Below are 25,799 nucleotides of genomic sequence, written 5' to 3'. Positions count from 1 at the left end.
CATCCATCGAATCGTCTGGAACCCGGCTGATCCGCACGATGCGGGCCGGCCCAGATCTCGTGGTGCTCCTTAGAAAGGAGGTGATCCAGCCGCACCTTCCGGTACGGCTACCTTGTTACGACTTCGTCCCAATCGCCGATCCCACCTTCGACAGCTCCCCCCACAAGGGTTAGGCCACTGGCTTCGGGTGTTACCGACTTTCATGACGTGACGGGCGGTGTGTACAAGGCCCGGGAACGTATTCACCGCAGCGTTGCTGATCTGCGATTACTAGCGACTCCGACTTCACGGGGTCGAGTTGCAGACCCCGATCCGAACTGAGACCGGCTTTCAAGGATTCGCTAAGCCTCACGGCATCGCAGCCCTTTGTACCGGCCATTGTAGCATGTGTGAAGCCCTGGACATAAGGGGCATGATGACTTGACGTCATCCCCACCTTCCTCCGAGTTGACCCCGGCAGTCTCTCACGAGTCCCCGCCATAACGCGCTGGCAACATGAGACAAGGGTTGCGCTCGTTGCGGGACTTAACCCAACATCTCACGACACGAGCTGACGACAGCCATGCACCACCTGCACACAGGCCACAAGGGAACCGATATCTCTACCGGCGTCCTGTGCATGTCAAACCCAGGTAAGGTTCTTCGCGTTGCATCGAATTAATCCACATGCTCCGCCGCTTGTGCGGGCCCCCGTCAATTCCTTTGAGTTTTAGCCTTGCGGCCGTACTCCCCAGGCGGGGTACTTAATGCGTTAGCTACGGCACGGATCCCAAGGAAGGAAACCCACACCTAGTACCCACCGTTTACGGCGTGGACTACCAGGGTATCTAATCCTGTTCGCTCCCCACGCTTTCGCTCCTCAGCGTCAGTTACTGCCCAGAGACCCGCCTTCGCCACCGGTGTTCCTCCTGATATCTGCGCATTCCACCGCTACACCAGGAATTCCAGTCTCCCCTGCAGTACTCCAGTCTGCCCGTATCGCCCGCACGCCCCCAGTTAAGCCAGGGAATTTCACGGACAACGCGACAAACCACCTACGAGCTCTTTACGCCCAGTAATTCCGGACAACGCTCGCACCCTACGTATTACCGCGGCTGCTGGCACGTAGTTGGCCGGTGCTTCTTCTCCACCTACCGTCACCGGAAACAAAAGCTCCCGGCTTCGCCGATGGTGAAAGAGGTTTACAACCCGAAGGCCGTCATCCCCCACGCGGCGTCGCTGCATCAGGCTTGCGCCCATTGTGCAATATTCCCCACTGCTGCCTCCCGTAGGAGTCTGGGCCGTATCTCAGTCCCAGTGTGGCCGGACACCCTCTCAGGCCGGCTACCCGTCGTCGCCTTGGTAGGCCATCACCCCACCAACAAGCTGATAGGCCGCGGGCCCATCCCACACCGCAAAAGCTTTCCACCACACACCATGCAGTGCGTAGTCCTATCCGGTATTAGACCCAGTTTCCCAAGCTTATCCCGAAGTGCAGGGCAGATCACCCACGTGTTACTCACCCGTTCGCCACTCGAGTACCCCCGAAAGGGCCTTTCCGTTCGACTTGCATGTGTTAAGCACGCCGCCAGCGTTCGTCCTGAGCCAGGATCAAACTCTCCAAACAAAAACCCCCCACCCACAGGCAGGGCACATTTTCAATCAGAAAAACCTGATCCAAACAAAAAGACACCAAAAACTGGCATCAAAAAACCACACCCCCACAAACGGGAAAAACACGAGGGCACGGCAAAAAACAACAACAAAAACAAAACCACCAAACACACTATTGAGTTCTCAAACAACACCCACCGGCCGCGCAACAAGACCCGCGGCTCAAGGCCGCTCACTCGCTCTGCGGACGTCGAAGGAAAACCACCGAAGTGGTTCTTCCCTCTGGGATGCCGCCGCGCTCTCCGGACTGGCCGGGTCGCAGCGACTCGATTAAGTTACGTGACAGGAAACTTGGAGTCAAACAGGCTGCTAGAGGGCGTGTTTCACGTCAGCTCAAGATCAATCGACGCGCTCGGCGCCGGCGATGTTCCGCTTCCCGCGACGCAGCACGAGCCACCGACCGTGGAGGAAGTCGCTCGGCTGCGGCGTCCAGTCGTCGGCCTCGATCTTCGCGTTGTTGACGTAGGCCCCGCCCTCAGCGATCGTGCGCCGTGCGGCGCCCTTGCTATCGGCTAGGCCGCTGGCGACCAACAGGTCGACGATCCCGGCCGGCCCGCCGGGCGTCAACTCGGCAATCGAGGTCTCCCGCAGCGCGGACCGCAGCGTGGCTTCGTCCAGACGCTCGAGCTCCCCGCGGCCGAACAAGGCGCCGCTGGCGTGCTCGACGGCCTCGGTGGCCTGCTCGCCGTGTACCAAGTTCGTGAGCTCACGTGCCAGCCGCCGCTGCGCCACGCGTTGCTGCGGGCGCTCGGCGGTGACCGCCTCGAGCTCGGCCAGCTCCTCAGCCGTCAGGAACGTGAACCAGCGCAAATAGCGGATGACGTCGGCATCCGCGGTGTTGACGAAGTATTGGTACCAGGCATACGGACTGGTCATCTCGGGATCGAGCCAGAGATTGCCGCCGCCGGTCGATTTGCCGAACTTCGTTCCATCCGCAGCGGTCACCAGCGGCACCGTCAGCGCATGCACCGACGCGCTCAGCTTTTGGCGGACCAACCGCACGCCGGCGATGATGTTGCCCCACTGGTCGGAGCCACCGATCTGCAGCACGCACTGATGCCGCCGGTGCAGTTCGACGAAGTCGTTGGCCTGCAACAACATGTAGCTGAATTCCGTGTACGAGATGCCCTCGCCCTCGAGCCGCCGCTTGACCGTGTCGCGGTCAAGCATGACGTTGACCGAGAAGTGCTTACCGACGTCGCGAAGTAGCTCGATCGCCGACATCGCGCCGGTCCATTCGAGGTTGTTCTCGACAATGGCTCCGGTCGGCGAGCTGTCGAAGTCGACGAAGCGCTCGAGCTGGCCGCCGATCCGGCCGGTCCACTCCTGCACCGTCTCTGCGGTGTTGAGGGTGCGTTCGCCGGTTTCTCGCGGATCACCGATCAATCCGGTCGCGCCGCCGGCAAGAACGATCGGCCGGTGCCCGGCCTGCTGAAAGCGACGCAGCGCGAGCAAGGGCACAAGGTGTCCCGCATGCAAGCTGGGCGCGGTGGGGTCGAAGCCGGCGTACAGCGTGATCGGGCCCTCGGCGGCGTCCGCGGTCAGCGCGTCCAGGTCGGTGGACTGTGCGATCAATCCACGCCAGGTCAGCTCTTCGATGATGTCAGCGCTCACAGTCACCAATCTTCTCCCATGCGGCAGGGTCGCCGCGCCCGAGTCAGTCGCTGGCACCCGGCGCGGGAGCACGTGGGCTGCGTCGATACGACGAGACTTCCGGGCGGTCCGCGATCCACAGCCGCCACGGTCTATCGGCGGCCTGGCTGACGCCGACGCGCGGCCCGGACACCGCCTCCACGGCCTCATTGAGTTCGAGGCGCACCGGGCTGTCGGCGTCGAGCAAGTCAATTCCGTTGTCGGCCATGGTGATTCCCAGAGCCGAACAGAGGTTCCCCGGGCCACGTGCCAACGCCCGTGGTTTTATCGCGGCTCCGCGTCGCGACCGGGCGACACCGAGCCCGGTGTCGATGGCTGCGGCGCGCAGCAGCACGGCCGCCGCCACACCGTCGGTGGCGCACACCACGTTCGCGCAGACGTGGATGCCATGGCTGCGATAGGCGTAGAGCCGGCCGGGTGGCCCGAACATGACACTGCTGCGCCCGGTCGGGCCACGGTAGGAATGGGCTGCGGCGTCCGGCCACGGTCCGTCCGGGACCCCGCCGTATGCCTCGACCTCGACGATCGTCGCGGTGACGCCGCGTCCGACGAGGGTGGCGCCGAGCAGTCGATGCGCCGCGCCGACGGGGTCGACCGCCAGCTCGTCTGCGCCCATCGCACAGATTCTGCCCGCGGGCGCTTGACAGTGCACGAGCCGGGGCGGATATTCATCACATGATGACTTCATCGACTGATGAATTCTTTCCACACCGCCACGAGGCGGCGATCGACATCCGCCATCTGCGCGTCGTTCGAGGACATCGACCTGCTTTGCACGATTTCTCCATGCGGGTGGCCCGCGGCAGCATCACCGGCCTGCTCGGACCCTCGGGCTGCGGAAAAACCACGTTGATCCGGAGCATTGTCGGCACCCAGCGGATCACGGCGGGCTCGGTTGAGGTGCTCGGCGAGCCGGCGGGATCAGCGCGGCTGCGTCAACGAATCGGATACGTGCCGCAGGATCCGACGATTTACGACGACCTGCGGGTCATCGACAACGTCCGATACTTCGCGTCGCTGTACGGCTTCGACTCGCACGCGGCGGATACCGCGGTCGACCGGGTGGGCCTCGGCGACCACGAGACCGCTTACTGCGCCAACCTGTCCGGCGGTCAGCGCACCAGAGTGTCGCTGGCATGTGCGCTCGTCTGCCAACCGGAGTTACTGGTTCTCGACGAGCCGACGGTGGGTCTGGATCCCGTGCTGCGCGCCGATCTGTGGCAGCAATTCACCGACCTGGCGCGCGGCGGAACCACGTTGCTGGTGTCGAGCCATGTCATGGACGAGGCCGACCACTGCGGTGACCTGCTGCTCATGCGCGAGGGCCACCTCGTCGCGCACACCACCCCGACCCGACTACGAGAGGACACCGGATGTCGATCGCTGGAGGACGCGTTCCTGTCGATCATCACGCGCAAAGCCGGGTAGGGCTCAGCGGACAACTGAAACCGTTCGGCGCCACTACTTTTCGCATCCTGCGACAACTCGGGGCGGACCCGCGCAGCATCGCGATGATCGTGTTCGTGCCGATTCTCGTGATCACGCTGATGTATTTCATGTTCGAGAATGCGCCGCACCGACCGGGTGGGCCGACGCCGTTCAACAACGCGTGCCTGATCCTGCTGGGTCTGTTCCCGCTGTTCCTGATGTTCATCATCACCTCGATCACCATGCAGCGGGAACGGGCATCGGGAACGCTGGAGCGGATCCTGACCACTCCCCTGCGCCGACTCGACCTGCTGATGGCCTACGGGACCGCGTTCTCGATTGCCGCGGCGGTGCAGGCCTCGCTGGCGTGCGCGGTGTCGTTCTGGTTGCTCGGCTTCGACACGGCGGGCAGTCCGTTGTGGGTTTTCGTGATCGCGGTCGTCAACGCGGTGCTCGGTGTCGGGCTGGGGTTGCTGTGTAGCGCGTTCGCGCGCACGGAATTTCAGGCCGTCCAGTTCATCCCGCTGGTGATGGTGCCGCAACTACTGCTGGCGGGCATCATCGCGCCGCGGGCATTGATGCCGACATGGCTGGAATGGATCAGCAACGTCCTGCCCGCCAGCTATGCGCTGGAAGCACTGCAGCAAGTCGGCGCGCATTCCGAACTGACCGGTGTGGCGGTGCGCGACATTGCCGTCGTTCTGGGCTTCGCCGTTTCGGCGCTGTGCCTGGCCGCGGCGACGCTGCGACGGCAGACGCCGTGACGACAGCCAAGTCTGCCCGCAAGAAGCCCGGCCGGCCGGCCGGCAGCTCGAACACCCGTGAGCGCATTCTGAACAGCGCTCGAGAGCTGTTCGCCCGCAACGGAATCAGTAACACCTCGATCCGGGCGGTGGCCACCGCCGCGAGCGTCGACTCGGCGCTGGTGCACCACTACTTCGGCACCAAGGAACAACTGTTCGCGGCGGCGATTCACATCCCGATCAACCCGATGGACGTGATCGGTCCGCTGCGCGAGGTGCCGGTCGACGAACTCGGCCACCACATCGCGTCGACGTTGTTGGCGCTGTGGGACTCCGAGGTCGGCGCGAGCTTCATCGCCACGCTGCGTTCGATCCTGGCGGGCACCGAGGTCAACCTGTTCCGAAGCTTTATCCAGGATGTCGTCGGAGCGGAAGTGGCTCCGCGCGTTGACGATCCGCCGGGAAGCGGCACCACCCGGGTCCAGTTCGTCGCTTCGCAACTGGTGGGCGTCGTGATGGCCCGTTACATCCTGCGACTGGAGCCGTTCGCGTCGCTGACCGCACAACAGATCGCCGACACCATCGCGCCCAACCTGCAGCGCTACCTCACCGGGGAGTTGCCGGACCTGCCTGCGCCGTGAGGCGGTCGTGCTCGGCGTCGTCGACCTCGATCGCCTCGTCGATCAACAGCACCGGGATGCCGCCCTCGATGCGGTACGCCCGTCGTAGCCGGGGGTTGTAGAGCACCTCGTCGACCAGTAGCAGTGGACCGCGATCGGCCGGACAGACCAGGATCGCCAACAGCGTCTCGTCGAGCACGTGAACTCCGAATGTCATTGTGTACCAGATAATTCCGCACGGGCCGGCCCGGTCAGGCGGCGGTACTGGCCCGTGTCGGCGTCGAACACCCAGGCGTGCCGACCCGCCTTGGGGATACCGGCCGCACGCAGGGCGCTGACGGTGGGGCGATAGGTCGCGCTCAGCGACAGCTGCGGCACCACGTGCACGATGTCCGGTCCCAGCCCGAACGGCATCGCGGCGACGGCTTCGGTGAGATCCGCGGCGGTGATCGTCGCCCCCGGGCGCGTTGTCAGCGCGGTCACCGCGACCTGATGGCCGTCGATGGTGACCCCGTAGGTCACCCCGAGATCGACGGCCGGAATCAGCCCGAGCGCATCGGTGATCGGCTCGCAGTACACGACACCGCGGACGGTGTGCACGGTCGATCCGCGCCGGCCCACCAGCCAGAAGTCGCCGTCGGTGTCGCGCCGGAACAGGTACTCGGTAGAGATCCAGGTGTCGGCCGGCGCGAAAACCCCGCGCTTGACGGATGCGGTCGGGTCGATCGGCCCGCGCGGTTCGGCCAACAGCACGCCGACTTCGTTGGGCTCCGGGATGCGCACCAGGCCGCGTTCGTTCTCCAGGATCAGGTCGTGTTCGGCGTCGTAGGCGCCCAATTCGGCGCGTCCGGCACCGGGCAGCGGCCGACCCTTGCTGCCGATCTTGGCGCCGGAGACGTTGGCCAGCACCGCATGACCATCGGTGGTCGCGAAGAACTCGACGACGTGTGCGGGCGCGAATACGTCGGCGATGCGCTGCCACAAGCCGGTCGGCATACCGGAGCCGATGAACAACCGGATCGGGTGATTGCTGTGCAATGCGAATTCCGGGTCGTCGATGACATCGCTCAACATCGCCCAGGTGTAGGAGACGACGGTGACGCCATATTGACGGACCTCCGCGGCGAAGCGGTCCGGACGCAGCGCGCGCGACAACGCTATTCGGGTGCCGCCGACCACGGCCCCGCCGAGGCTCACCAACAGCGCCGACTCGTGGTGCAAGGGCGTGAGGCAGTACACGGTGTCGGTGCGGTCCAACGAGGCGGTCGAGGCGGTGCCGAACGCCGACAGCGCCCACCGATAGTTGGTGATCTGCTTGGCGACCAATTGCCCACTCGCGGTGCTGAACGCGACGAACGCGATGTCCCGGGCGTACCCCGGGTTGGGCCGATACCAGGCCGGCAGCTCGACCGCGTCGGGGTCGATCTGCTCCATGTCGATGACGTTGGCATCGTCGGGCAGATGCAGGTCGCGGGATTCACCGCCGCCGAGAACCAGAATCTGTTCCGGCAACTGTCGCGCCGTCTCCAGATTGGCCGGGTCGGTGATGATCTCGGTTACTCCCCCGAGTCGCACCGAGGCGGCCAGGTCGGAGTCGGGCTTCAGCAGCACGGCGACCGCACCCAACCGCGACAGCGCGGCGATGGCGACCAACGCGCTGGGGCGGGTCTCCATCAGCACACCGACATGCTCGCCCTGGCGCACACCGACTTCGATCAGGCCGCGCACCACGTTGTCGATACGACGGTTGACCGCCTCGTAGGTGTGCACCCGGCCGTCGAAGAGCAGGAATTCACCGTTGGGCGCGTCATGCGCCTGCTCGCCGATGATGCGGCCCAACGAGATTCGCGTGTGGTCGTTGATCTGGCCCAGTCGGGCCAACCGCGGCAGCGTCCGCGCGGTCTCGACCGCCAGCGTGCGCATCGACTTGTTGGCTGTAATCAGCGCGTCGGCCGCCCCGCGAGCGAGGGTCAGCGCCACCTCGGAGGCCTCGCCCAATCCGTGCAGCACCCGCGAACTGAGCGCGACACCGCGGTCGGTCGGCTCGTCGGGCTGATCTGCCATCGGGAAGATGTCGGTGGGCTTCTTCCCGTCGCCGGAAATCCAAAGCACCCAATCCGCGACGGTCGGCCAACTCTCCTGTGCCGCTTTGGATCCCACGACGAGGCCGAAATGTCCCGTGCGGATCAGGTATTCGTACACCTCGGCGTTGGGCGCCGCGCGACGGATGCCGCGCACCGCAGCCGGCTGACCGATGTCGTCGACCTCGCCGACGAACGCCAGGATCGGGCAGGTGATGTCGGTCAGGGTGACCAACTGACTATTGATCGCGAAACCGCCGGTCATCATCCGGTTGTGCGCGACAAACTGCTTCAGCAGTTCGGAGATGGCCGGCCCGGACCAGGCGATCCAGCCCTCCGACTCCAGGAATCTGCGCTGCGCCTCCCGGGGCAGCAGCGCCTCGCGGTCGTGGAGTTGGCGGACGAAGTCGATGCGGGCCTTCGCCGTCTTGAGCGGGTCCAGCATCTGAAAACCTGTGCGTGCCAACCAACCCGGGATGTCCAGGCGGTTGAAGACGTGATCGGCCATGAACGTCGCGACGCCGGGCGCGATGTTGGGCGGCAGCCCCATCGGCAATGCCGCCAAGGTATCGACCGGGGAGCCGAACGTGACGATGCTGGCGATGCTCTTCGAGCGTCGGTAGGCCGCCGCCTGATAGCAGAACATCCCGCCCTGCGAATAGCCGATCAGGTGGATGTCGCGCCCGGTGGTGTCGTTGATGGCGTCCAGCGCCTCACTGAGTGCAACGATGTGGTCGGCCAGGTTGCGGCGCATGCCGCCTTCGATCTCGTCGGGCGAGCCGAAGTCGATGACCCACGGATCGAGCCCCGCGGCGTGCAGGATGCCGACCGCGCCCTCCTGTCGCGTGACGTCCCACATGTTTGCCGACATCATCATCGGGTGCACCAGCAACACCGGTTCGCCCGCTTGCGGATGCCCCGGCCGGCTGTCCGGCGGGTAGTACCGCCGAAGCTTGTACATCGGCGTGCTCTCGACCGTCTGCGACGGCGATGGGGAGTTGCCGGTTTCCAGCCCGCCCAGACGCAGGACCTCTAGGCCGTTCTGAGCCGTCGCCACGAGGCGTTCTACTGGCCGCGTGAGCGCCGAAAACTTCAGATCCATGCCGCCGCTCCCTCGAAACGAAGACCATGCTGTGCTCCGTGTGGGCCTGACAGCGCGCTCATCATGGCACATCGCAGGGGGTGCGCCCGTTGCTTTGGTCACGGTGCCGGGCCCGTTCGACCAGCCTAGTCGCCCGCCTTGTCGACGGCCGCCGCGCGGAGTGCGTCTAGGGTCGGCCCGGTGGCACACCTGCTCGGCGCCGAGGCGATACACCTCGAATACCCGGCCCGGGTCGTTTTCGACTCGACCACGGTCGGGGTCAGCGACGGAGACCGGATCGGCATCGTCGGCCGCAACGGCGACGGCAAGTCCAGTTTGCTGGGTCTGCTCACCGGCCAGGTACGCCCGGACGCCGGGCGGGTAACGCAGCGCAGCGGATTGCGCGTCGGCGCGCTGAGCCAAGCCGACGTCCTCGATTCGGCGGCCACGGTGGGTTGGTCGCTGGTCGGCGATCGTGCCGATCACGAGTGGGCCGGTGACCCGCGGATCCGCGACGTGGTCAGCGGTCTGGTCGCCGACATCGGCTGGGACGCGATGGTGGGCACGCTCAGCGGCGGGCAGCGCCGGCGCGTCCAACTGGCGGCGCTGTTGATCGGTGACTGGGACGTCATCGCGTTGGACGAGCCGACCAACCACCTTGATATCGAAGGCATCACCTGGCTGGCCGCTCATCTTCGCGGACGCTGGGCCCGCAACACCGGCGGCCTGCTGCTGGTGACCCACGACCGCTGGTTCCTCGACGAGGTGGCGACGGCGACATGGGAAGTGCACGACGGAATCGTCGAGCCGTTCGAGGGTGGGTACGCCGCCTACGTGCTGCAGCGGGTCGAGCGGGATCGGCAGGCCGCCGTCGCAGAGTCCAAGCGGCAGAACCTGATGCGCAAGGAGTTGGCCTGGCTGCGGCGCGGTCCCCCGGCACGCACGTCGAAGCCGAAGTTCCGCATCGACGCGGCCAACCAGCTCATCGCCGACGTCCCGCCCCTGCGCAACACCGTCGAATTGGCGAAACTCGCGACCGCGCGCCTCGGCAAGGACGTCATCGACCTGCTCGACGTGTCGGTGTCCTTCGACGAACGACTCGTGTTGCGCGACGTCGAATGGCGGATCGGCCCCGGTGAGCGCACAGGGATCGTCGGTGCGAACGGTGCCGGCAAGTCGACGCTGCTGGGCCTGATCACCGGCGCCATCGCGCCTGACGCTGGAAAGGTCAAGCGCGGCAAGACAGTTCGATTGGGCATGCTTGATCAGCGCGGCGACGAGTTGGTGCCGCTGGCCGATGAGCGGGTCGCCGATGTGCTGGGTCGGCTCCGCACCGGCTACGAGGTCGACGGTCGCGACGTCACGCCTGCTCAACTGCTGGAGCGCCTCGGATTCGCCGGCGGCCAGCTGTCCGCGCGCGTCAACGAGCTGTCCGGCGGCCAGCGCCGGCGGCTGCAACTGATGCTCACCCTGCTGGCCGAGCCTAACGTGTTGCTGCTCGACGAACCGACCAACGACGTCGACACCGACATGCTGGCCGCCACCGAAGACCTGCTCGACTCGTGGCCGGGCACGCTGATCGTCGTGTCGCACGACCGCTATCTGCTGGAGCGGGTAACCGACCAGCAGTACGCGATCTTGGACGGTCGGTTGCGGCACCTTCCCGGCGGAATCGACGAGTACCTGCGGCTGGCCGATCACAAGCAGCCGCCCAGCAGGTCTCCGGCCGCGCCCACACCGTCGGTGTCGCGGGACGTCTCCGGCGCCGAACTGCGCGCGGCGCAGAAAGAAATCGCGGCCATCGACCGCAAATTGGCGCGGCTCGCCGAGCAAATCGACGCCAAGCACGGAGAGCTGGCCGATCACGATCAATCCGATCACGTCGGCATCACCGATCTGACCGATCAGCTGCGCGGGCTCGAACGTGCTGTGGTCGAGCTGGAGACACGCTGGATGGAGGTCTCCGAAGTTCTGGACTGATTCTCTGAATATTGACTAGCACATAAATTGGTCAAGAATTCGGTGCCGCGACCAACATTCCGGTTTACGGAATGGCAATACACCGCGAAAGCTACACAGGCCAGCGGCAACGCCTTTAATATGCTGACCAAAGGACGTCGCTTGTCCCGAATTCGGTATCAGCCCTGAAGGTCGAGAGATGTCCACCATGTCGCCACGCAGAATCGCGTTGGTCGTTTTGGCGACAGCGGGTCTGCTTGGTTTCGCGATCACACTGCTGAACGGCGAGGTTGATTCCGGACCGACCGGTCTCGATCTCGTCGGGCCGGTGGGCGCATTTCTGATGGGTGGGTTCGCGACGGGATGCGCCGCAGCCGCAGCAAAGGCGGCAGGCCGCGGTCAGAGACTGGCGTGGACCGCAATCGCGGTCGATTTCGGCGGATGGAGCGTAAGCGCCGCGATCTGGTGGTACGTCGCCGCAGGCGGTTCCATACCGATCTCGGAGGAGTCGGTTTCCGAACTCGGGTACGTCGTGTTGCCGGTATTCGCCCTCGGCGCAGCGCTTTTGGTTCCGGGTCGCGACGATTCGAACTTTGGTCTCCAACTGGCGCTCGACGGGGTTTTGGTGGCGGCCTCGCTGTCGGTTGCGCTCGGCAGCGTCGCACTGGGCAGCGGCAGCGCAGTCGACTTCCCAAGCGTGCTCCTGAGTGTGATCACCGCGCTTTACCTGGGGCTCGTGGTCATGGCGGTGATCGTCACCCACAAAGCCGAACCGGACCGTCGACTCTCTCCCCTGCTGCTCGCCGCCGGCTTCGCGGCGATCGCAGTGGCGGGCGCTAACCGCATTTTCATGACTGGTCGGCCGCAGACTCCGCGCACTCTCGTCGAACTCGGTTGGGTCGTGGGAATCTATCTGTTGGCTCTGTCGGCCCTGGCTTCTCGGCCCGGTCCGGATCTGGAAACGGGTGATACCCGGGCGTGGGCGCGGATGTCGATTCTGCTGCCTTATCTCCCCCTTCTGGTCGCTGTGTTCATCGGTGGTGCGCACTTTTGGCCGGACGACCGCAGTGAGGCGCTCGTCTATGCAGCGGGCATGGTCGTCGTCGCGACAGTCCTTACGCGGCACATGCTCGCCCTGAACCGAAAGCAACGCCTGCTCGAGGCGATGACCGATGCCGCTCTGCGTGACGCGGTGACCGGTCTGGCGAATCGTCGCCTGCTCGACGAGCGGTTGGCCCACGCCGCGCAACTGCATCAGCGTCTCGCGGTGCCGCTCAGCATTTTGAGCATCAGGGTCGACGACTTCAAAGTGGTCAACGACACGTTGGGATACGCCGCCAGCGATGCGCTGCTGCGCGGTGTCGGCGCCCGAATCCAGGGCAGCGTCCGCGCCGGGGACACCGTCGCCCGCATGGGCGGTGACGAATTCGCCATTCTCGTCGAAGACCGGCCGGAAGTGGCGGCGCAGGTGGCCACGAGAATCGCCCGAGCTTTCGACAGCGCCCTCGAGATCGGCGACAACCGGGTGTACATCCACCTGAGCATCGGTGTGGCGACCGCGCAACCCGACGACGACGCGTCGTTCACCGCAGCCGATCTGCTGAATCAGGCGGAAGCCGCCCGGTCGCGTGCCGAACAGACCAGCGCCACCGACGTGCAGACCTTCATGCCGGAGCGGGATGCACACCTCGGCCGGCGCCAGACGTTCCGCGACGGGGTCGCGCGCCTGCAATTGCTGTGGGATCTGCGACGTGCGATCGACGATCGTCTGCTCACCCTGGTCTACCAACCCCAATTCGGAATGCTCAACGGCGCGGTGTGCGGTGCGGAGGCGCTTTTGCGTTGGGAACACCCGACTTTGGGCACGCTGGAGCCCCGCGAGTTCCTACCGTTGGTCCGGGAGCACGGGCTGATGGATGCGGTGACCGATCTCGTGCTGTCACGCGCCGTCGCCGACGGCGCCGCGTGGCACGCGGCCGGTACCGAGATCCCGGTGGCCGTCAACCTGTGGGCCCGTTCGCTCGACGAGGACACCCTGCCAGATCGCATCTTGACCGTGCTCGACGAGCATGGCATGTCAGCAAGCCTATTGACCGTCGAGATCACCGAGGAACTCATGGTTGCCGACTTCGTCAAGGGCCGGGCCGTGTTGAATCGCCTGCGGGAGGCCGGTATTCGCGTGTCGATCGACGACTTCGGTAGCGGCTACTCCACCTTGACCTATTTGCGTGAGCTGCCGATCGACGAAGTGAAACTCGACCGCCAGTTGATTGCACCGATCCTGTACGACCAGCGCGCGGCCACGATCGCGCGGTCGGTCATCGAGTTGGCCGAGGAGTTCGACATCGCCAGCGTCGCCGAGGGAATCGAGAACGAGGAAACCGCGCGTTGGCTGCGACGATTCGGGTGCGACGTCGTGCAGGGCAATTACTACTGCGGTCCCCTGCCGGCCGGCGAAATCCCGCAGGTGCCTTCGGTTCTCGCCCGCCGGGCGCGGTAGACCGTTAGCGGCCCAGACGGTCGCGAAGCTCCTGCGCTTTCGTCAGCACCGAATCGAGTTGGCCGGCAACCTGTGACGGCGCGGTGCCGCCCCGGGCATCGCGGGAGGAGACCGATCCCTCGATAGTCAGCACCTCGCGGACATGCGGTGTCAGGCTCGCACTGATGGAGGCCAGCTGTTCGTCGGTCAGCTCTTCGAGACCGACGTCGAGCTTCTCGGCAATCTGTACCGCGGCGCCCGCGGCTTCGTGCGCGTCACGGAACGGAACCCCTTGACGAACAAGCCATTCCGCAATATCGGTGGCCAGCGTGAAGCCGGCGGGTGCCAGTTCCGCCATGCGCTCGGTGTCGAACGTCAGGCTGCCGACCAGTCCGGCCATCGCCGGCAGCAACAGCTCCAACTGCGCGACCGAATCGAATACCGGCTCCTTGTCCTCCTGGAGGTCGCGGTTGTAAGCCAGCGGCTGTGCCTTCAAGGTCGCCAACAGCCCGGCCAGGTTGCCGATCAGCCGCCCAGACTTGCCCCTGGCCAACTCGGCGATATCGGGATTCTTCTTCTGCGGCATGATCGAACTGCCGGTCGACCATGAATCGTGCAGGGTGACGTAGCCGAATTCGGTTGAGCTCCAGAGAATGATGTCCTCGGCGAGCCGGGACATGTCGACGCTGATCATCGCGAAGACGAAGGCCGCCTCGGCGGCGAAATCCCGTGACGCCGTGGCGTCGATGGAGTTGTCGGCGGCCCCGGCGAATCCGAGTTGCTCGGCGATCGCGTCAGGATCCAAGCCCAGCGAGGAACCGGCCAGCGCACCGGAACCGTACGGCGACAGCGCAGTACGGGCATCGAGGTCGACGATCCGGTCGACGTCACGTAGCAGCGGGTGGGCGTGCGCCAACAGGTGGTGTGCCAGCAGGATCGGCTGGGCGGACTGCAGGTGGGTCTTTCCCGGCATGATCGCGTCGGGATACGCGGCCGCCTGGGCTGCCAGCGCGCCGACGAGATCGAGCGCCACGGCGGCCACCCGGCGAAGCGCGTCGCGCAGCCACATCCGAAACAGCGTGGCCACCTGATCATTTCGTGAGCGTCCCGCCCGCAACCGGCCACCCAGGTCCGGGCCAACCCGGTCGATCAGACCGCGCTCCAACGCACCGTGGACGTCCTCGTCGGTGGTCAACGGCCCGAAGCTGCCGTCGGCGACGTCCTCAGCCAGGCTGTCCAGGCCAGCCAGTAGCCCATCGCGCTGTTCGGCGGTCAGCAGTCCGGCGTTGAACAACACCTGGGCGTGAGCCTTGGAGGCGACGACGTCATACGGCGCCAGCACCCAGTCGAAATGCGTCGACTTGCTCAGAGCCGCAAGCGCATCAGACGGCCCGTCGGCGAACCGTCCGCCCCACAGCGATCCCTCGTGAGTGCTCACGTCTGGTCGGCGGCCTGGTCCCGGCGCGCTGCGATCTTGGACGACAGCCCGTGCACATGCACGAAGCCCTTGGCCATCGACTGGTCGAAGGTGTCTCCCTCGTCGTAGGTGGCCAGGTTGAAGTCGTACAGCGATTCGGAACTGCGCCGGCCGTTGACCGCAATGTGGCCGCCGTGCAACACCATTCGGATCTCTCCGGTGACATGCTCCTGGGTCTTGGCGACGAACGTCTCCAGCGCCGACTTGAGTGGCGAGTACCAGAGTCCGTCGTACACCAACTCGGCCCAGCGCTGGTCGGTCTGGCGCTTGAAACGGCCCAGTTCACGCTCCAGCGTGACGTGCTCGAGTTCGGTGTGCGCGGTAATCAGCACCATCGCACCTGGGGCCTCGTAGATTTCGCGGCTCTTGATGCCCACCAGCCGGTCTTCGACGACGTCGAGGCGCCCGACACCCTGCGCGCCGGCCCGGCGGTTGAGTTGCTCGATCGCCTCGAGCACGGTCACCGCGTTGCCGTCGATCGTGACCGGGACGCCCTTCTCGAAGCCGACGATGACCTCGTCCGGGGTGTTCCAGTTGACCGTGGGGTCTTCGGTGTAGTCGTAGACGTCCTTGGTCGGCGCATTCCAGAGATGCTCCAGGAAGCCGGTTTCCACCGCGCGGCCCCACACGTTCTGGTCGATGGAGAATGGAGAGCGTTTGGTGACGTTGATCGGGATGTCGTTCTGCTCAGCGAAGGCGATGGCCTTTTCCCGGGTCCACGCGTAGTCGCGGACCGGCGCGAGGACCTCCAGATCCGGTGCCAGCGAGGCGAATCCGACTTCGAAGCGGACCTGGTCGTTGCCCTTGCCGGTGCAGCCGTGGGCGACGATGCCGCCACCGTGTTCGCGGGCCGCTTTGACCAGATGCTTGGCGATGAGCGGCCGGCTGATCGCCGACACCAGCGGGTAGCGATCCATATAGAGGGCGTTGGACAGGATGGTCGGCAGGCAGTAGCCCTCGGCGAACTCGTCGCGGGCGTCGACCACGACGGCCTCGACGGCGCCGCAGTCCAGGGCCCGCTGCCGAATGACCTCCATGTCTTCGCCGCCCTGCCCCAGGTCGATCGCGACAGCGACAACCTCTTTGCCGGTCTCCTTGCCGATCCAACTGATCGCCACCGAGGTGTCCAAACCGCCGGAATACGCCAAGATGACGCGCTCGGACATGAACTGATCTCCTTTTGTTGGTGCTATTACGTCAGGTCTTGGATCACGCTTGCGAGTTCTGCGCCGGTCATCGGCTCGCGGGCTGCCACGAAGATGGTGTCATCCCCGGCGATGGTGCCGACCACGTAGGGCAGCGCTGCCCGGTCGATGGCGCTGGCCAGATAGTCGGCGGCGCCCGGCGGCGTGCGCAGCACGGCTAGGTTGCCGGTGGCATCGGTGGACACCAGAACCTCGCTCAACAGCCTCGACAGTCGCGCGGTGCCACCGGACACCCCGCGCAGTGGGCTGCCGTCCTCCGGCACCACGTATACGCCCACCCCGCCGTCGGCGCCGCGTAGCTTCACCGCGCCGAGTTCTTCGAGGTCCCGCGACAGCGTGGCCTGGGTGACGTCCACACCGTCGGCTGCCAGTAGCGCGGCCAGCTCGCTCTGGCTGCGGACCTCGGCCGACGACAGGATCGCCACGATGCGGGCCTGGCGGCCGACGCGGGTGATCTCCGGTGATGCTTTAGAGCGGGTCATGCCGATCGCTCCAGCAGCCACACGAGCAGCGCCTTCTGCGCATGCAGGCGGTTCTCGGCCTCGTCCCAGACCGCGCTGTGCGGACCGTCGATGACCTCGTCGGTGATCTCGTGGCCGCGGTGCGCCGGAAGGCAGTGCAGCACAACGGCTTCGGAATCAGCCTTGGCCAGCAGATCGGAGTTCAACTGGAATGGGCGGAACGGCCGTACTCGATCCAGCCCGTCGTCCTCCTGCCCCATCGACGTCCAGGTGTCGGTCACCAGTACGTCGGCGCCGGAGGCCCCGACGATGGGGTCGGCCGCGATGGTGACCGATCCCGCGGTGTCGGCGGCGCGGTGCTCGGCGGCGGCGGTGAACAGCGGGTCCGGCGCGAAACCGGCCGGGGCCGCGATGGTGACGTGCATGCCCGCGGTCACCCCGCCGAGCATCAGCGAGTGCGCCATGTTGTTGGCGCCGTCACCGAAGTACGTCATCCGAAGGCCGCGCAGCGAGCCCTTGCGCTCGGCGACGGTCTGCAGGTCGGCCAGTACCTGGCAGGGGTGGAACTGATCCGAGAGCGCGTTGACGATCGGCACCGTCGCGGTCTCGGCCATCGCGCTGAGCCGCGCCTGCCCGTAGGTGCGCCACACGATGGCATCAACGTAGCGGGACAACACTTTTGCGGTGTCCTGCAACGTCTCCTCGCGGCCCAGCTGAGTGCTGCGGCCGTCGACCACGACGGCGTGCCCGCCGAGTTGGGCGATGCCCACCTCGAAGGAGAACCGGGTGCGGGTGGAGTTCTTGTCGAAGATCACCGCGACACCGCGCGGGCCCTCCAGCGGGCGGTGACTGAAGGGGTTCTTCTTCAGTTCGGCGGCAAGCCGCAGGACCTCGGCCTGCTCGTCGGGTGTCAGGTCATCGTCGCGCAGGAAGTGGCGAGTCACGTTGTCTCCTTGGCGGAGTCGAGGATGTCGGGCAAGGCGGTGACGAACGTGTCGAGTTGCGCTTCGGTGACGATCAGCGCCGGTGCCAGCCGGACGACGTCGGGTGCGGCGGCGTTGACCAGGAATCCGGCGTCGCGCGCGGAGGCCTCGACGTCCTTCGCGGTCGGTGTGGAGAGGACGATCCCCATCAGCAGGCCGCGGCCGCGCACATGGTCGATCGACGGATGCCGCAGGGATTCGATGTTCTGGCGCAACGTCTTTCCGAGCGCACCGGCGCGGCGCACCAGATCGTCGTCGGCGAGCACCCGCAGTACGGCCAACGCCGCCGACGCGCAGATCGGGTTGCCGCCGAAGGTGCTGCCGTGCAGGCCGGGGGTCAGCAGTTGCGCCGCGGCGCCCACGGCCAGGCACGCGCCGATCGGCAGACCGCCGCCGAGCCCCTTGGCCATCGTCACGACGTCGGGCGTGATGCCGTCATGCTGGTGCGCGAAAAACGTTCCGGTGCGGCCCATTCCGGTCTGCACCTCGTCGAACACCAGCAGGGTGCCGTGACGGGCGGTGATGTCGCGGGCCGCCGCCAGGTAACCGTCCGGCGGGACGACGATGCCGCTCTCCCCCATGATCGGTTCGAGGAACACCGCAGCGGTGTCGTCACCGACCGCGGTGGCCAGCGCGTCGACATCGCCGTAGGGCACGTGGGTGACGTCGCCCGGCAGCGGCGCGAACGGGGCCTGCTTGCTGGGTTGGCCGGTGAGCGCCAGGGCGCCCATCGTGCGGCCGTGGAAACCATCCTGCGCGGCAACGAGTTTCGTGCGGCCGGTCAGCCGCGACAGTTTGAACGCCGCCTCGTTGGCCTCGGTACCGGAATTGCAGAACAGCACGCGTGTTTCGGCGTCGGCGCCGAGCTGTCCGGCCAGCGCCTCGGCGAGCGCGAGGCCGGGCTCGGCGGCGTACAGGTTGGACGTGTGGCCGAGCGTGGACATCTGCTGTGTGACGGCTTCGAGAATCGCGGGATGGCCGTGGCCCAGAATGTTGACCGCGATACCACCGAGCAGGTCCAGGTACGACTTGCCGTCGGCGTCGGTGACCATTACCCCGCTACCGCTGGCCAACGCGACCGGCGGAACGCCGTAATTGTTCATCATCACCGCGGACCACCGCCGCTGAATGTCAGAGGTGTGGGTCATTTGGCGCCACTCACCACCTTCGTTCCGGAGCCTTCATCGGTGAGCAGTTCGACCAGCACGCAGTGTTCGACGCGGCCGTCGATGACGTGCGCGCTGGGCACTCCGCCCTTGACCGCGTGCAGGCAGGCCTCGACCTTGGGGATCATGCCCGACTCCAGCGTCGGGAGGAGTTGTGTCAATGTCTCGGTGTCGATTTCGGTGGCCAGCGAGTCTTTGTCGGGCCACCGCGTGTACAGACCCTCCACGTCGGTCAGCATCAGAAGTTTGTCGGCGCCCAGCGCCTCGGCCAGCGCGCCGGCCGCGGTGTCGGCATTGATGTTGTGGACCACGCCGTCGATGTCGGGCGCCAGCGTCGACACCACCGGAATCCGGTTGGCGGCAATCAGATCCAGCACCACTGCGGGGTTCACCTGCTCGATATTGCCGACCAGGCCGATATCGGTCTCGACGCCGTCGACGCTGACGCTGCGCCGCACCGCGGTGAACAGGTTCGCGTCCTCCCCGGTCACACCGACCGCGTACGGGCCGTGCGCGTTGATCAGGTTCACCAGTTCGCGACCGACCTGACCGAACAACACCATCCGCGCCACGTCGAGCACCTCGGGTGTAGTGACGCGGAATCCGCCCTTGAAGTCGCCGGCGATACCAAGGCGCTTGAGCATCGCGCTGATCTGCGGCCCACCGCCGTGCACGACGACCGGATGAATACCGCAGTTACGCAGAAAAGCCATGTCGGCGGCGAACTCTCGCCGCAACGTGTCGCTGGTCATCGCATTGCCGCCGTATTTGACCACGACGATCTTGCCGTGCAACTGAGTCAGCCAGGGCAGGGCCTCGGCCAGCACCTGAGCCTTGACGTCGGTGGTGATCATGACGAATACGCCGAGTTCTCTTCGACGTACGCGTGCGACAGGTCGGTGGTCCGGACCGACGCGTGCGCGGCGCCGACGCCGAGGTCGACGGTGACGTCGATGTCGGTGGACGACAGGTCCACCTCGCGGGCTCCCGGTGCACCGACGCCATCGGCGAAGACAGCGGAGCCGTTGAACGACACCGTGACCCGGTCGGGGTCGAGTTGCACGGGCGCCATCCCGACCGCGGCGAGCACGCGGCCCCAGTTGGGGTCGGAGCCGAACAACGCGGTCTTCACCAAGCTGTCGCGGGCGACCACCCGGGCCGCGGTGAGCGCGTCGTCTTCGGTGAGCGCGCCGGTGACACTGATCGTGACGCGCTTGGTGACGCCTTCGGCGTCGGCCTGCAGTTGCGCGCACAGGTCGTCGCAGACCCGCAACACCGCATCGTCGAGTTCGGTTTGGCTGGGCGTGATTTCGCTGGCGCCCGAGGCCAACAGCAGCACGGTGTCGTTGGTGGAGCAGCTGCCGTCGATGTCGAGGCGGTCGAACGTCTTCGCAGTGGCCTTACGCAGCGCCTGCTCGAGCGCAGCGGCGTCGACCGCGGCGTCGGTCGTCAGCACGCACAGCATGGTGGCCAGCGACGGCGCCAACATTCCGGCGCCCTTGGCCATCCCGCCGACGGTCCAGTTCTTCGGGTGATGCAGCGCAACCTGTTTCGGCACGGTGTCGGTGGTCATGATGGCCCGGGCGGCGTCGTCGCCACCGGTGATGCCGCCCGCCATCTCGTGCACCACGGTGGCGACGCCGGCCAGCACCTTGTCCATCGGCAACCGGTCGCCGATCAGCCCGGTCGAGCACACCGCGACCTCGATCGCCCCGGTCTCGGTGCCCCACTCCGACAGCGCGGCGGCCACCGCCTCCGCGGTGGCGTGGGTGTCCTGGAAGCCGCCCGGACCGGTACACGCGTTGGCGCCACCGGAATTCAGCACGACGGCCCGCAATTGCCCGTCGGCCAGCACCTGCCGCGACCACAGCACCGGTGCGGCTTTGACCTGGTTGCGGGTGAACACCCCGGCGGCCGCGTGATCGGGTCCTTCGTTGAACACCAGCGCCAGGTCGAGGTTGCCCGACGCCTTGATGCCTGCCGCGATGCCGGTGGCCCGGAAGCCCGCGGGCGCGGTGACACCCTGGGTGCGCACCAACGGCGCGTTGTCGGCCAGACCGGTCACGGTGCCACTCCGACCACCGAAAGGCCTTCGGCCTCAGGCCAACCCAGGGCCAGGTTCATCGACTGCACGGCGGCGCCGCCGGTGCCCTTGACCAGGTTGTCGATCGCCGCGATCGCAACGAACGTCGATGCGTCCTCGTCCACTGCGATCGCGATCTGTGCGGCGTTACTGCCCACCACAGAGCCCGTCCGGGGCAGCTGCCCTTCGGGTAGTAGATGCACGAAAGGCTCGTCGTGGTAAGCCTTTTCGTAAGCGGCTCGCAGTTGCGACAGCGGCGCCGTGGTGCGGGCCGTACAGGTGGCCAGGATGCCGCGTGTGGTCGGGATCAGGACAGGCGTGAACGAGACGGTGACGTCGCGATCGGTGACCTGACGGAGTCCCTGGATGATTTCAGGGGTGTGCCGATGCGCACCGCCGATGTTGTAAGCACGGGCCGATCCGATGGTCTCGGAGCCGAGCAGGTCGACCTTTGCGGCGCGTCCGGCGCCGGAGGTTCCACTGACCGCGACGACAGTGACGGCGGTGTCGATGAGATCGGCAGCGACCGCGGGGAACAACGCCAACACCGCGGCGGTCGGATAGCACCCCGGAACGGCGACGCGCCGGGCGTCGCGCAGCACGTCGCGGTTGCCAGGAAGTTCAGGCAAGCCATAGGGCCAGCTGCCAGCGTGCGCCGAGCCGTAGAACCGCTCCCATGCGCCCGGGTCGGTCAACCGAAAATCGGCGCCGCAGTCCACCACCAAGGTCTGTGGGCCGAGTTGCTCGGCCAGCGCCGCCGAGTGGCCGTGCGGCAGTCCCAGGAAAACGACATCGTGGCCCGCGAGGATGTCGATCTCGGTGGGCTCCAGCACGCGCTGCGCCAGCGGTAGCAGGTGTGGGTGATGATCGGCCAGTGCGGTTCCGGCGCTGCCGGCCGCGGTGAGGGCGCCGATTGTCAGCCGTCCGTCCTGGTAAGCGGGGTGACCGAGCAGCAGTCGCAGGATCTCTCCCCCCGCGTAGCCGCTGGCACCGGCCACCGCCACCCGTATGGTCATGCCACTCATCGTTGCATGACTATGCACGGTGATGCAAACTCATTCTTGCTGCGTGATTCAGCTGCGCAGAACTGCACCGACGACCTCGGTGGCGCGGGCTACCGCCCCGTCGCGGGCGGCGCTGGCCTCGTCTTCGGTGAGAGTGCGGTCGGTGGCCCGGAACCGCAATGCGAAGGTCAACGACTTGTGGTCCTCGCCGACCTGCGGTCCGGTGTACACATCGAACAGCCGGACCTCTTCCAGCAGGTCCCCCGCGCCGTCGCGCACCGCATCGGCGACCGCCTGCGCGGACACGTCCGCGCCCACGACGAGGCTGACGTCCTGGAACACCGCGGGAAACGGTGACACCCGAGGAGCCGGAACCGCGTCGACGAGCGGGATCGCGTCCAGATTCAACTCGATCGCGCAGGTGCCCTTCGGCAGGCCGGACCGCTCGATCACCGCTGGGTGCAATTGGCCGGCGTGCCCGACTACGGTCTCGCCGACGAGCACCTCCGCGCAACGGCCGGGGTGCCACGGCAGGTACTGAGCCGCCTGTATCGTCACGTCGATTCCACTGGCCCGAGCGATGATTCGAACGGCCTCGAACGCATCGGCGGCGTCGGCCCGCCGTCCTGCGCCCCACGGACCGCGGGGCTCGCGCAACCCGGTCAGCACCGCCGCGACGTGCTGGGGTTGCCTCGGCAACGACGCATCCAAGGCGGCGATCTCGTCGTCCGTGGGCCGACGGTCGACAGGTATCACCGCGACACCCTTGGTCTGCGCGGTCGGCTGGACCACCTGCGCGACCGCGAACAGCGCCACATCGACGATGCCCCGAGAGACGTTGCGCGACAACGCCTCCAGCAGCCCGGGCAGCAGCGTGCTAGCCAGGTGCGGACGATCGGCCTCCAGCGGGTTGAGCACCTGGGTCGTCTGCCGCCGTGCATCGTCGGCGGGCAGGCCCCAAGCGTCGAACACCCCGGCCGGCAAGAACGGCGTCGGAAGAACCTCGACGTAGCCGGACAGCGCCAGCGATTTGCCGATGGCACGGCGGCGGCGCTGTACCGCGGACAGCCCGCGCCCGGCCGGCGCGGGCGGGAGCACCGACGGAATGACGTCCAACCCCTCGAGCCGTAGCACCTCCTCGACAAAGTCGGCCGGCTGCAACAGGTCTGGACGCCAACTCGGCGGCGTCACGGTCAGGCGGTCGCCGGCCTCGGTCACCGTGGCGCCGATCTGGGTCAGTCGACGAGCGGTGGTGCCCGGGCGGTATTCCACGCCGGCCATCCGGTCCGGCAGGTCGGCGGCGAGTTCAACGGGGGCTGGTGACCAGTCGCCGACCGGCGGTTCGCCGCGCCAGTCGGTCAGCGTCGGCGCTACCTGGCCGCCGGTGATCTCGGCGAGCAGCGCGGCGCAACGGTCCAGTGCTGCAACCGAAATCGCCGGATCGACCTCGCGCTCGTAGCGGCGGGCGGCCTCGCTGGGCAGGTGCAGACGACGCGCGGTCCGCGACACCGCGGCCGGCTCCCAGACCGCCGCCTCCAACAGCACATCGGTGGAGTCGTCGCGCATCTCGGTGCTGCCCGACCCCATCACACCGGCAATGGCGGCCGTGGCCACCTCGTCGACGATCAGCACATCTGTCTCGTTGAGCGTGCGCTCGACGTCATCGAGGGTCTCTACCTTTTCGCCGGGTCCGGCGAAGCGTACGTCGAAGCCGCCGGTGATCCGGTTGAGGTCGTGCGCGTGCATCGGGTGGCCGAGTTCCAGCATCACGTAGTTCGTCGCGTCGACGGCCGGCGAGATCGCCCGGATGCCGCTGAGGAGCAGTCGGCGCTGTAACCACCACGGCGACACCGCCGTCGGGTCGATGCCGTTGACGGGGCGCAGCGCGAAGCGGCGCACCCCAGTCTCGGGGTGAATGGTCAGCGCCCAGGCTTCGCCCTCGTTGGGCAACGGCGGCACCGCTGCGGGGTCGGCGAAGTCGAGGTCGTAGGCGCACGCGATCTCGCGGGCCAGGCCGCGGACCGACATGCAGTAGCCGCGGTCCGGAGTGATCGCGAGGTCGAAGACCACGTCATCGAGACCGAGCACCTCGACACCGTTCGCGCCCGGTTCGGCGGTCCCCGGCGGCAGCACGAGGATGCCGGAATGGTCTGCGGCCAAACCGAGTTCGGCGGACGAGCAGATCATGCCGTCGGAGGTGTGGCCATAGGTCTTGCGGGAGGCGATGTGAAAGCCGCCGGGTAGCGTGGTGCCGGGTAACGCCACCACGACCAGGTCGCCTACGGCGAAGTTGGTTGCGCCGCAAACGATGTCACGCGGCCGCTGTTCACCGACGTCGACCTTGCAGGCGCGAATCGGCTTCTTGAACTCGGTGAGCTCCTCGATCTCGGCGACCCGTCCCACCGTCAGCGGACCCTCGACGGGCCCGAGGGTGATGACGTCCTCGACCTCGTGGCCGATGCGGATCAACGCCTGCTCGAGATCCTCAGGAGGCACGTCCCATCCGGGTGCGCCGGCGTTCACGCTCTCCCGCAGCCAGCTATAGGGAATGCGCATCAGGCACCCACCCCGAACGGCAGCGAGAACCGGACGTCGCCCTCGACCATGTCGCGCATGTCGGGGATGCCGTTGCGGAACTGCAGCGTGCGCTCGAGTCCCATACCAAATGCGAAGCCCGAATACTCGGCGGGGTCAATCCCGACGGCGCGCAACACATTTGGGTTCACCATGCCGCAGCCACCCCATTCGACCCAGCCGGCGCCGCCCTTTTTGTTCTCGAACCACACGTCGACCTCGGCCGACGGCTCGGTGAATGGAAAGAAGTGCGGGCGGATCCGGGTTCGGGCCTGCGGTCCGAATTCGGACCGGGCGAATGCGTCGAGCGTGCCGCGCAGATGCGCCATCGACAATCCGCGATCCACGGCGAGTCCCTCCACCTGATGGAAGACCGGTGTGTGGGTGGAGTCGAGTTCATCGGTGCGGAACGTGCGGCCGATCGAGATCACGTACACCGGGAGCGTGCGTTCGAGCAGGGCGCGCACCTGCACCGGCGAGGTGTGCGTGCGCAGCAACTGGCGAGAGCCCTCCGGTGCGATGTAGAAGGTGTCCTGCTCACTGCGCGCCGGGTGATCCGCCGGAAAGTTGAGGGCGTCGAAGTTGAACTGCTCGGTCTCGACTTCTGGCCCCTCGGCCAACTCCCAGCCCATCGCGATGAAGGTGTCGGCGATGTGCTCGGCCAGGATCGTGATCGGATGTCGCGCGCCGGTCGGCTGCCGGGTGGAGGGCAGCGTCACGTCGATGCGCTCGGCGATCAGCACGGCCGCATCCCGCTCGGCCCGCAATTCCGCCAACCGATCGTCGTAGCTCTGCTGCACCTCGCCGCGTGCGGTGTTCACCAGTCGGCCCCCGTCGGCGCGCTCGGCCTTCGGGACGCTGCCCAGCGCCTGGCGCGCCAGCGCGACCGGTGAGCGATCGCCCAGATGCTCGGTCTTGGCCCGCGCCAACTCGTCGAGATCGCTCGCGGCTGCGAAGGCTTGCCGGGCGGCGTCGACCGCGGCGGTCAACGCCTCCGGCGACAGGGCATCCGTGGACGGGGGCTGGGCACCCACGCGGCGACACTCTCCTTTAGGTGAACTCTTGGTGAAGCGGACCATGCGTGTGCGGCATCCATGTGCCGCGCAAGAGCCGATCATATGTGGTCACGTCATCGACGACCGGAAGCCG

19 protein-coding genes and 1 rRNA gene are annotated in these 25,799 nt (G+C 66.6%); 5 read left to right on the top strand and 15 right to left on the bottom strand.

What is annotated here, in order from left to right; genetic code table 11:
- Positions 1-73: 73 nt before the first annotated feature.
- From PT015_RS05060 to PT015_RS05050, 3 genes are all read right to left on the bottom strand, one after another.
- Positions 74-1,606: ribosomal RNA gene (locus tag PT015_RS05060) — 16S ribosomal RNA — on the bottom strand.
- Between the two features lie 386 nt (positions 1,607-1,992).
- On the bottom strand, positions 1,993-3,267 hold the full coding sequence (gene tyrS / locus PT015_RS05055) for a tyrosine--tRNA ligase (protein WP_285190936.1): 1,275 nt from the start codon (positions 3,265-3,267) through the stop codon (positions 1,993-1,995).
- Between the two features lie 43 nt (positions 3,268-3,310).
- On the bottom strand, positions 3,311-3,922 hold the full coding sequence (locus tag PT015_RS05050) for a DNA-3-methyladenine glycosylase (protein ID WP_285189274.1): 612 nt from the start codon (positions 3,920-3,922) through the stop codon (positions 3,311-3,313).
- A 59-nt stretch (positions 3,923-3,981) separates the two neighbouring features.
- On the opposite strand from PT015_RS05050, the gene PT015_RS05045 reads away from it, so the two are divergent.
- From PT015_RS05045 to PT015_RS05035, 3 genes are read left to right on the top strand one after another with little or no spacing between them, the layout of a single operon-like run.
- On the top strand, positions 3,982-4,734 hold the full coding sequence (locus tag PT015_RS05045) for an ABC transporter ATP-binding protein (protein ID WP_285189272.1): 753 nt from the start codon (positions 3,982-3,984) through the stop codon (positions 4,732-4,734).
- Complete coding sequence (locus tag PT015_RS05040; RefSeq protein WP_285189270.1) at positions 4,680-5,498, top strand: ABC transporter permease; 819 nt, start codon at positions 4,680-4,682, stop codon at positions 5,496-5,498. The genes PT015_RS05045 and PT015_RS05040 overlap by 55 nt, the downstream gene beginning before the upstream one ends.
- A complete protein-coding gene (locus PT015_RS05035; RefSeq protein ID WP_285189268.1) occupies positions 5,495-6,118 on the top strand; it encodes a TetR/AcrR family transcriptional regulator in 624 nt (207 codons plus the stop codon). The genes PT015_RS05040 and PT015_RS05035 overlap by 4 nt, the downstream gene beginning before the upstream one ends.
- On the opposite strand, the gene PT015_RS05030 is transcribed toward PT015_RS05035, so the two are convergent.
- Together PT015_RS05030 and PT015_RS05025 are read right to left on the bottom strand one after the other, a co-directional pair.
- Positions 6,084-6,296 (bottom strand): Trm112 family protein, encoded by a 213-nt coding sequence (locus PT015_RS05030; RefSeq protein WP_285190935.1) that lies wholly within the window; start codon positions 6,294-6,296, stop codon positions 6,084-6,086. The genes PT015_RS05035 and PT015_RS05030 overlap by 35 nt on opposite strands.
- 14 nt (positions 6,297-6,310) lie before the next feature.
- A complete protein-coding gene (locus tag PT015_RS05025) occupies positions 6,311-9,280 on the bottom strand; it encodes an acyl-CoA synthetase (protein ID WP_285189266.1) in 2,970 nt (989 codons plus the stop codon).
- 180 nt (positions 9,281-9,460) lie between these two features.
- On the opposite strand from PT015_RS05025, the gene PT015_RS05020 reads away from it, so the two are divergent.
- Entirely contained in the window at positions 9,461-11,239 is a 1,779-nt protein-coding gene (locus PT015_RS05020; RefSeq protein WP_285189263.1) for an ABC-F family ATP-binding cassette domain-containing protein, read from the top strand.
- A 187-nt stretch (positions 11,240-11,426) separates the two neighbouring features.
- Entirely contained in the window at positions 11,427-13,718 is a 2,292-nt protein-coding gene (locus PT015_RS05015; RefSeq protein WP_285189261.1) for a putative bifunctional diguanylate cyclase/phosphodiesterase, read from the top strand.
- A 4-nt stretch (positions 13,719-13,722) separates the two neighbouring features.
- Here PT015_RS05015 and argH read toward each other — a convergent pair whose 3' ends face one another.
- From argH to pheS, 10 genes are read right to left on the bottom strand one after another with little or no spacing between them, the layout of a single operon-like run.
- A complete protein-coding gene (gene argH / locus PT015_RS05010) occupies positions 13,723-15,135 on the bottom strand; it encodes an argininosuccinate lyase (protein WP_285189259.1) in 1,413 nt (470 codons plus the stop codon).
- Positions 15,132-16,340, bottom strand: coding sequence for an argininosuccinate synthase (locus tag PT015_RS05005; protein ID WP_285189257.1), 1,209 nt, complete (start codon positions 16,338-16,340; stop codon positions 15,132-15,134). The genes argH and PT015_RS05005 overlap by 4 nt, the downstream gene beginning before the upstream one ends.
- Before the next feature lie 26 nt (positions 16,341-16,366).
- Positions 16,367-16,861, bottom strand: a complete 495-nt coding sequence (locus tag PT015_RS05000) for an arginine repressor (protein ID WP_285189254.1) — start codon at positions 16,859-16,861, stop codon at positions 16,367-16,369.
- Positions 16,858-17,784 (bottom strand): ornithine carbamoyltransferase, encoded by a 927-nt coding sequence (gene argF / locus PT015_RS04995; RefSeq protein ID WP_285189252.1) that lies wholly within the window; start codon positions 17,782-17,784, stop codon positions 16,858-16,860. The genes PT015_RS05000 and argF overlap by 4 nt, the downstream gene beginning before the upstream one ends.
- On the bottom strand, positions 17,781-18,971 hold the full coding sequence (locus PT015_RS04990) for an acetylornithine transaminase (protein ID WP_285189250.1): 1,191 nt from the start codon (positions 18,969-18,971) through the stop codon (positions 17,781-17,783). Before PT015_RS04990 ends, argF begins: the two co-directional genes overlap by 4 nt.
- On the bottom strand, positions 18,968-19,843 hold the full coding sequence (gene argB, locus PT015_RS04985) for an acetylglutamate kinase (protein ID WP_285189247.1): 876 nt from the start codon (positions 19,841-19,843) through the stop codon (positions 18,968-18,970). The genes PT015_RS04990 and argB overlap by 4 nt, the downstream gene beginning before the upstream one ends.
- The gene (argJ, locus tag PT015_RS04980) at positions 19,840-21,054 is read right to left on the bottom strand and encodes a bifunctional glutamate N-acetyltransferase/amino-acid acetyltransferase ArgJ (protein ID WP_285189245.1); all 1,215 of its coding nucleotides are present in this window, start codon (positions 21,052-21,054) and stop codon (positions 19,840-19,842) included. Before argJ ends, argB begins: the two co-directional genes overlap by 4 nt.
- Positions 21,051-22,097, bottom strand: coding sequence for an N-acetyl-gamma-glutamyl-phosphate reductase (gene argC / locus PT015_RS04975; protein ID WP_285189242.1), 1,047 nt, complete (start codon positions 22,095-22,097; stop codon positions 21,051-21,053). Before argC ends, argJ begins: the two co-directional genes overlap by 4 nt.
- Positions 22,098-22,145: 48 nt before the next feature.
- Positions 22,146-24,632, bottom strand: coding sequence for a phenylalanine--tRNA ligase subunit beta (gene pheT, locus PT015_RS04970; protein ID WP_285189240.1), 2,487 nt, complete (start codon positions 24,630-24,632; stop codon positions 22,146-22,148).
- The gene (gene pheS, locus PT015_RS04965; RefSeq protein WP_285189239.1) at positions 24,632-25,684 is read right to left on the bottom strand and encodes a phenylalanine--tRNA ligase subunit alpha; all 1,053 of its coding nucleotides are present in this window, start codon (positions 25,682-25,684) and stop codon (positions 24,632-24,634) included. The genes pheT and pheS overlap by 1 nt, the downstream gene beginning before the upstream one ends.
- Positions 25,685-25,799 lie beyond the last annotated feature (115 nt).

The sequence above is a fragment of the Candidatus Mycobacterium wuenschmannii genome (assembly GCF_030252325.1).
GTDB lineage: Bacteria > Actinomycetota > Actinomycetes > Mycobacteriales > Mycobacteriaceae > Mycobacterium > Mycobacterium wuenschmannii.
This window is presented reverse-complemented; position numbering and strand designations above follow the sequence as displayed.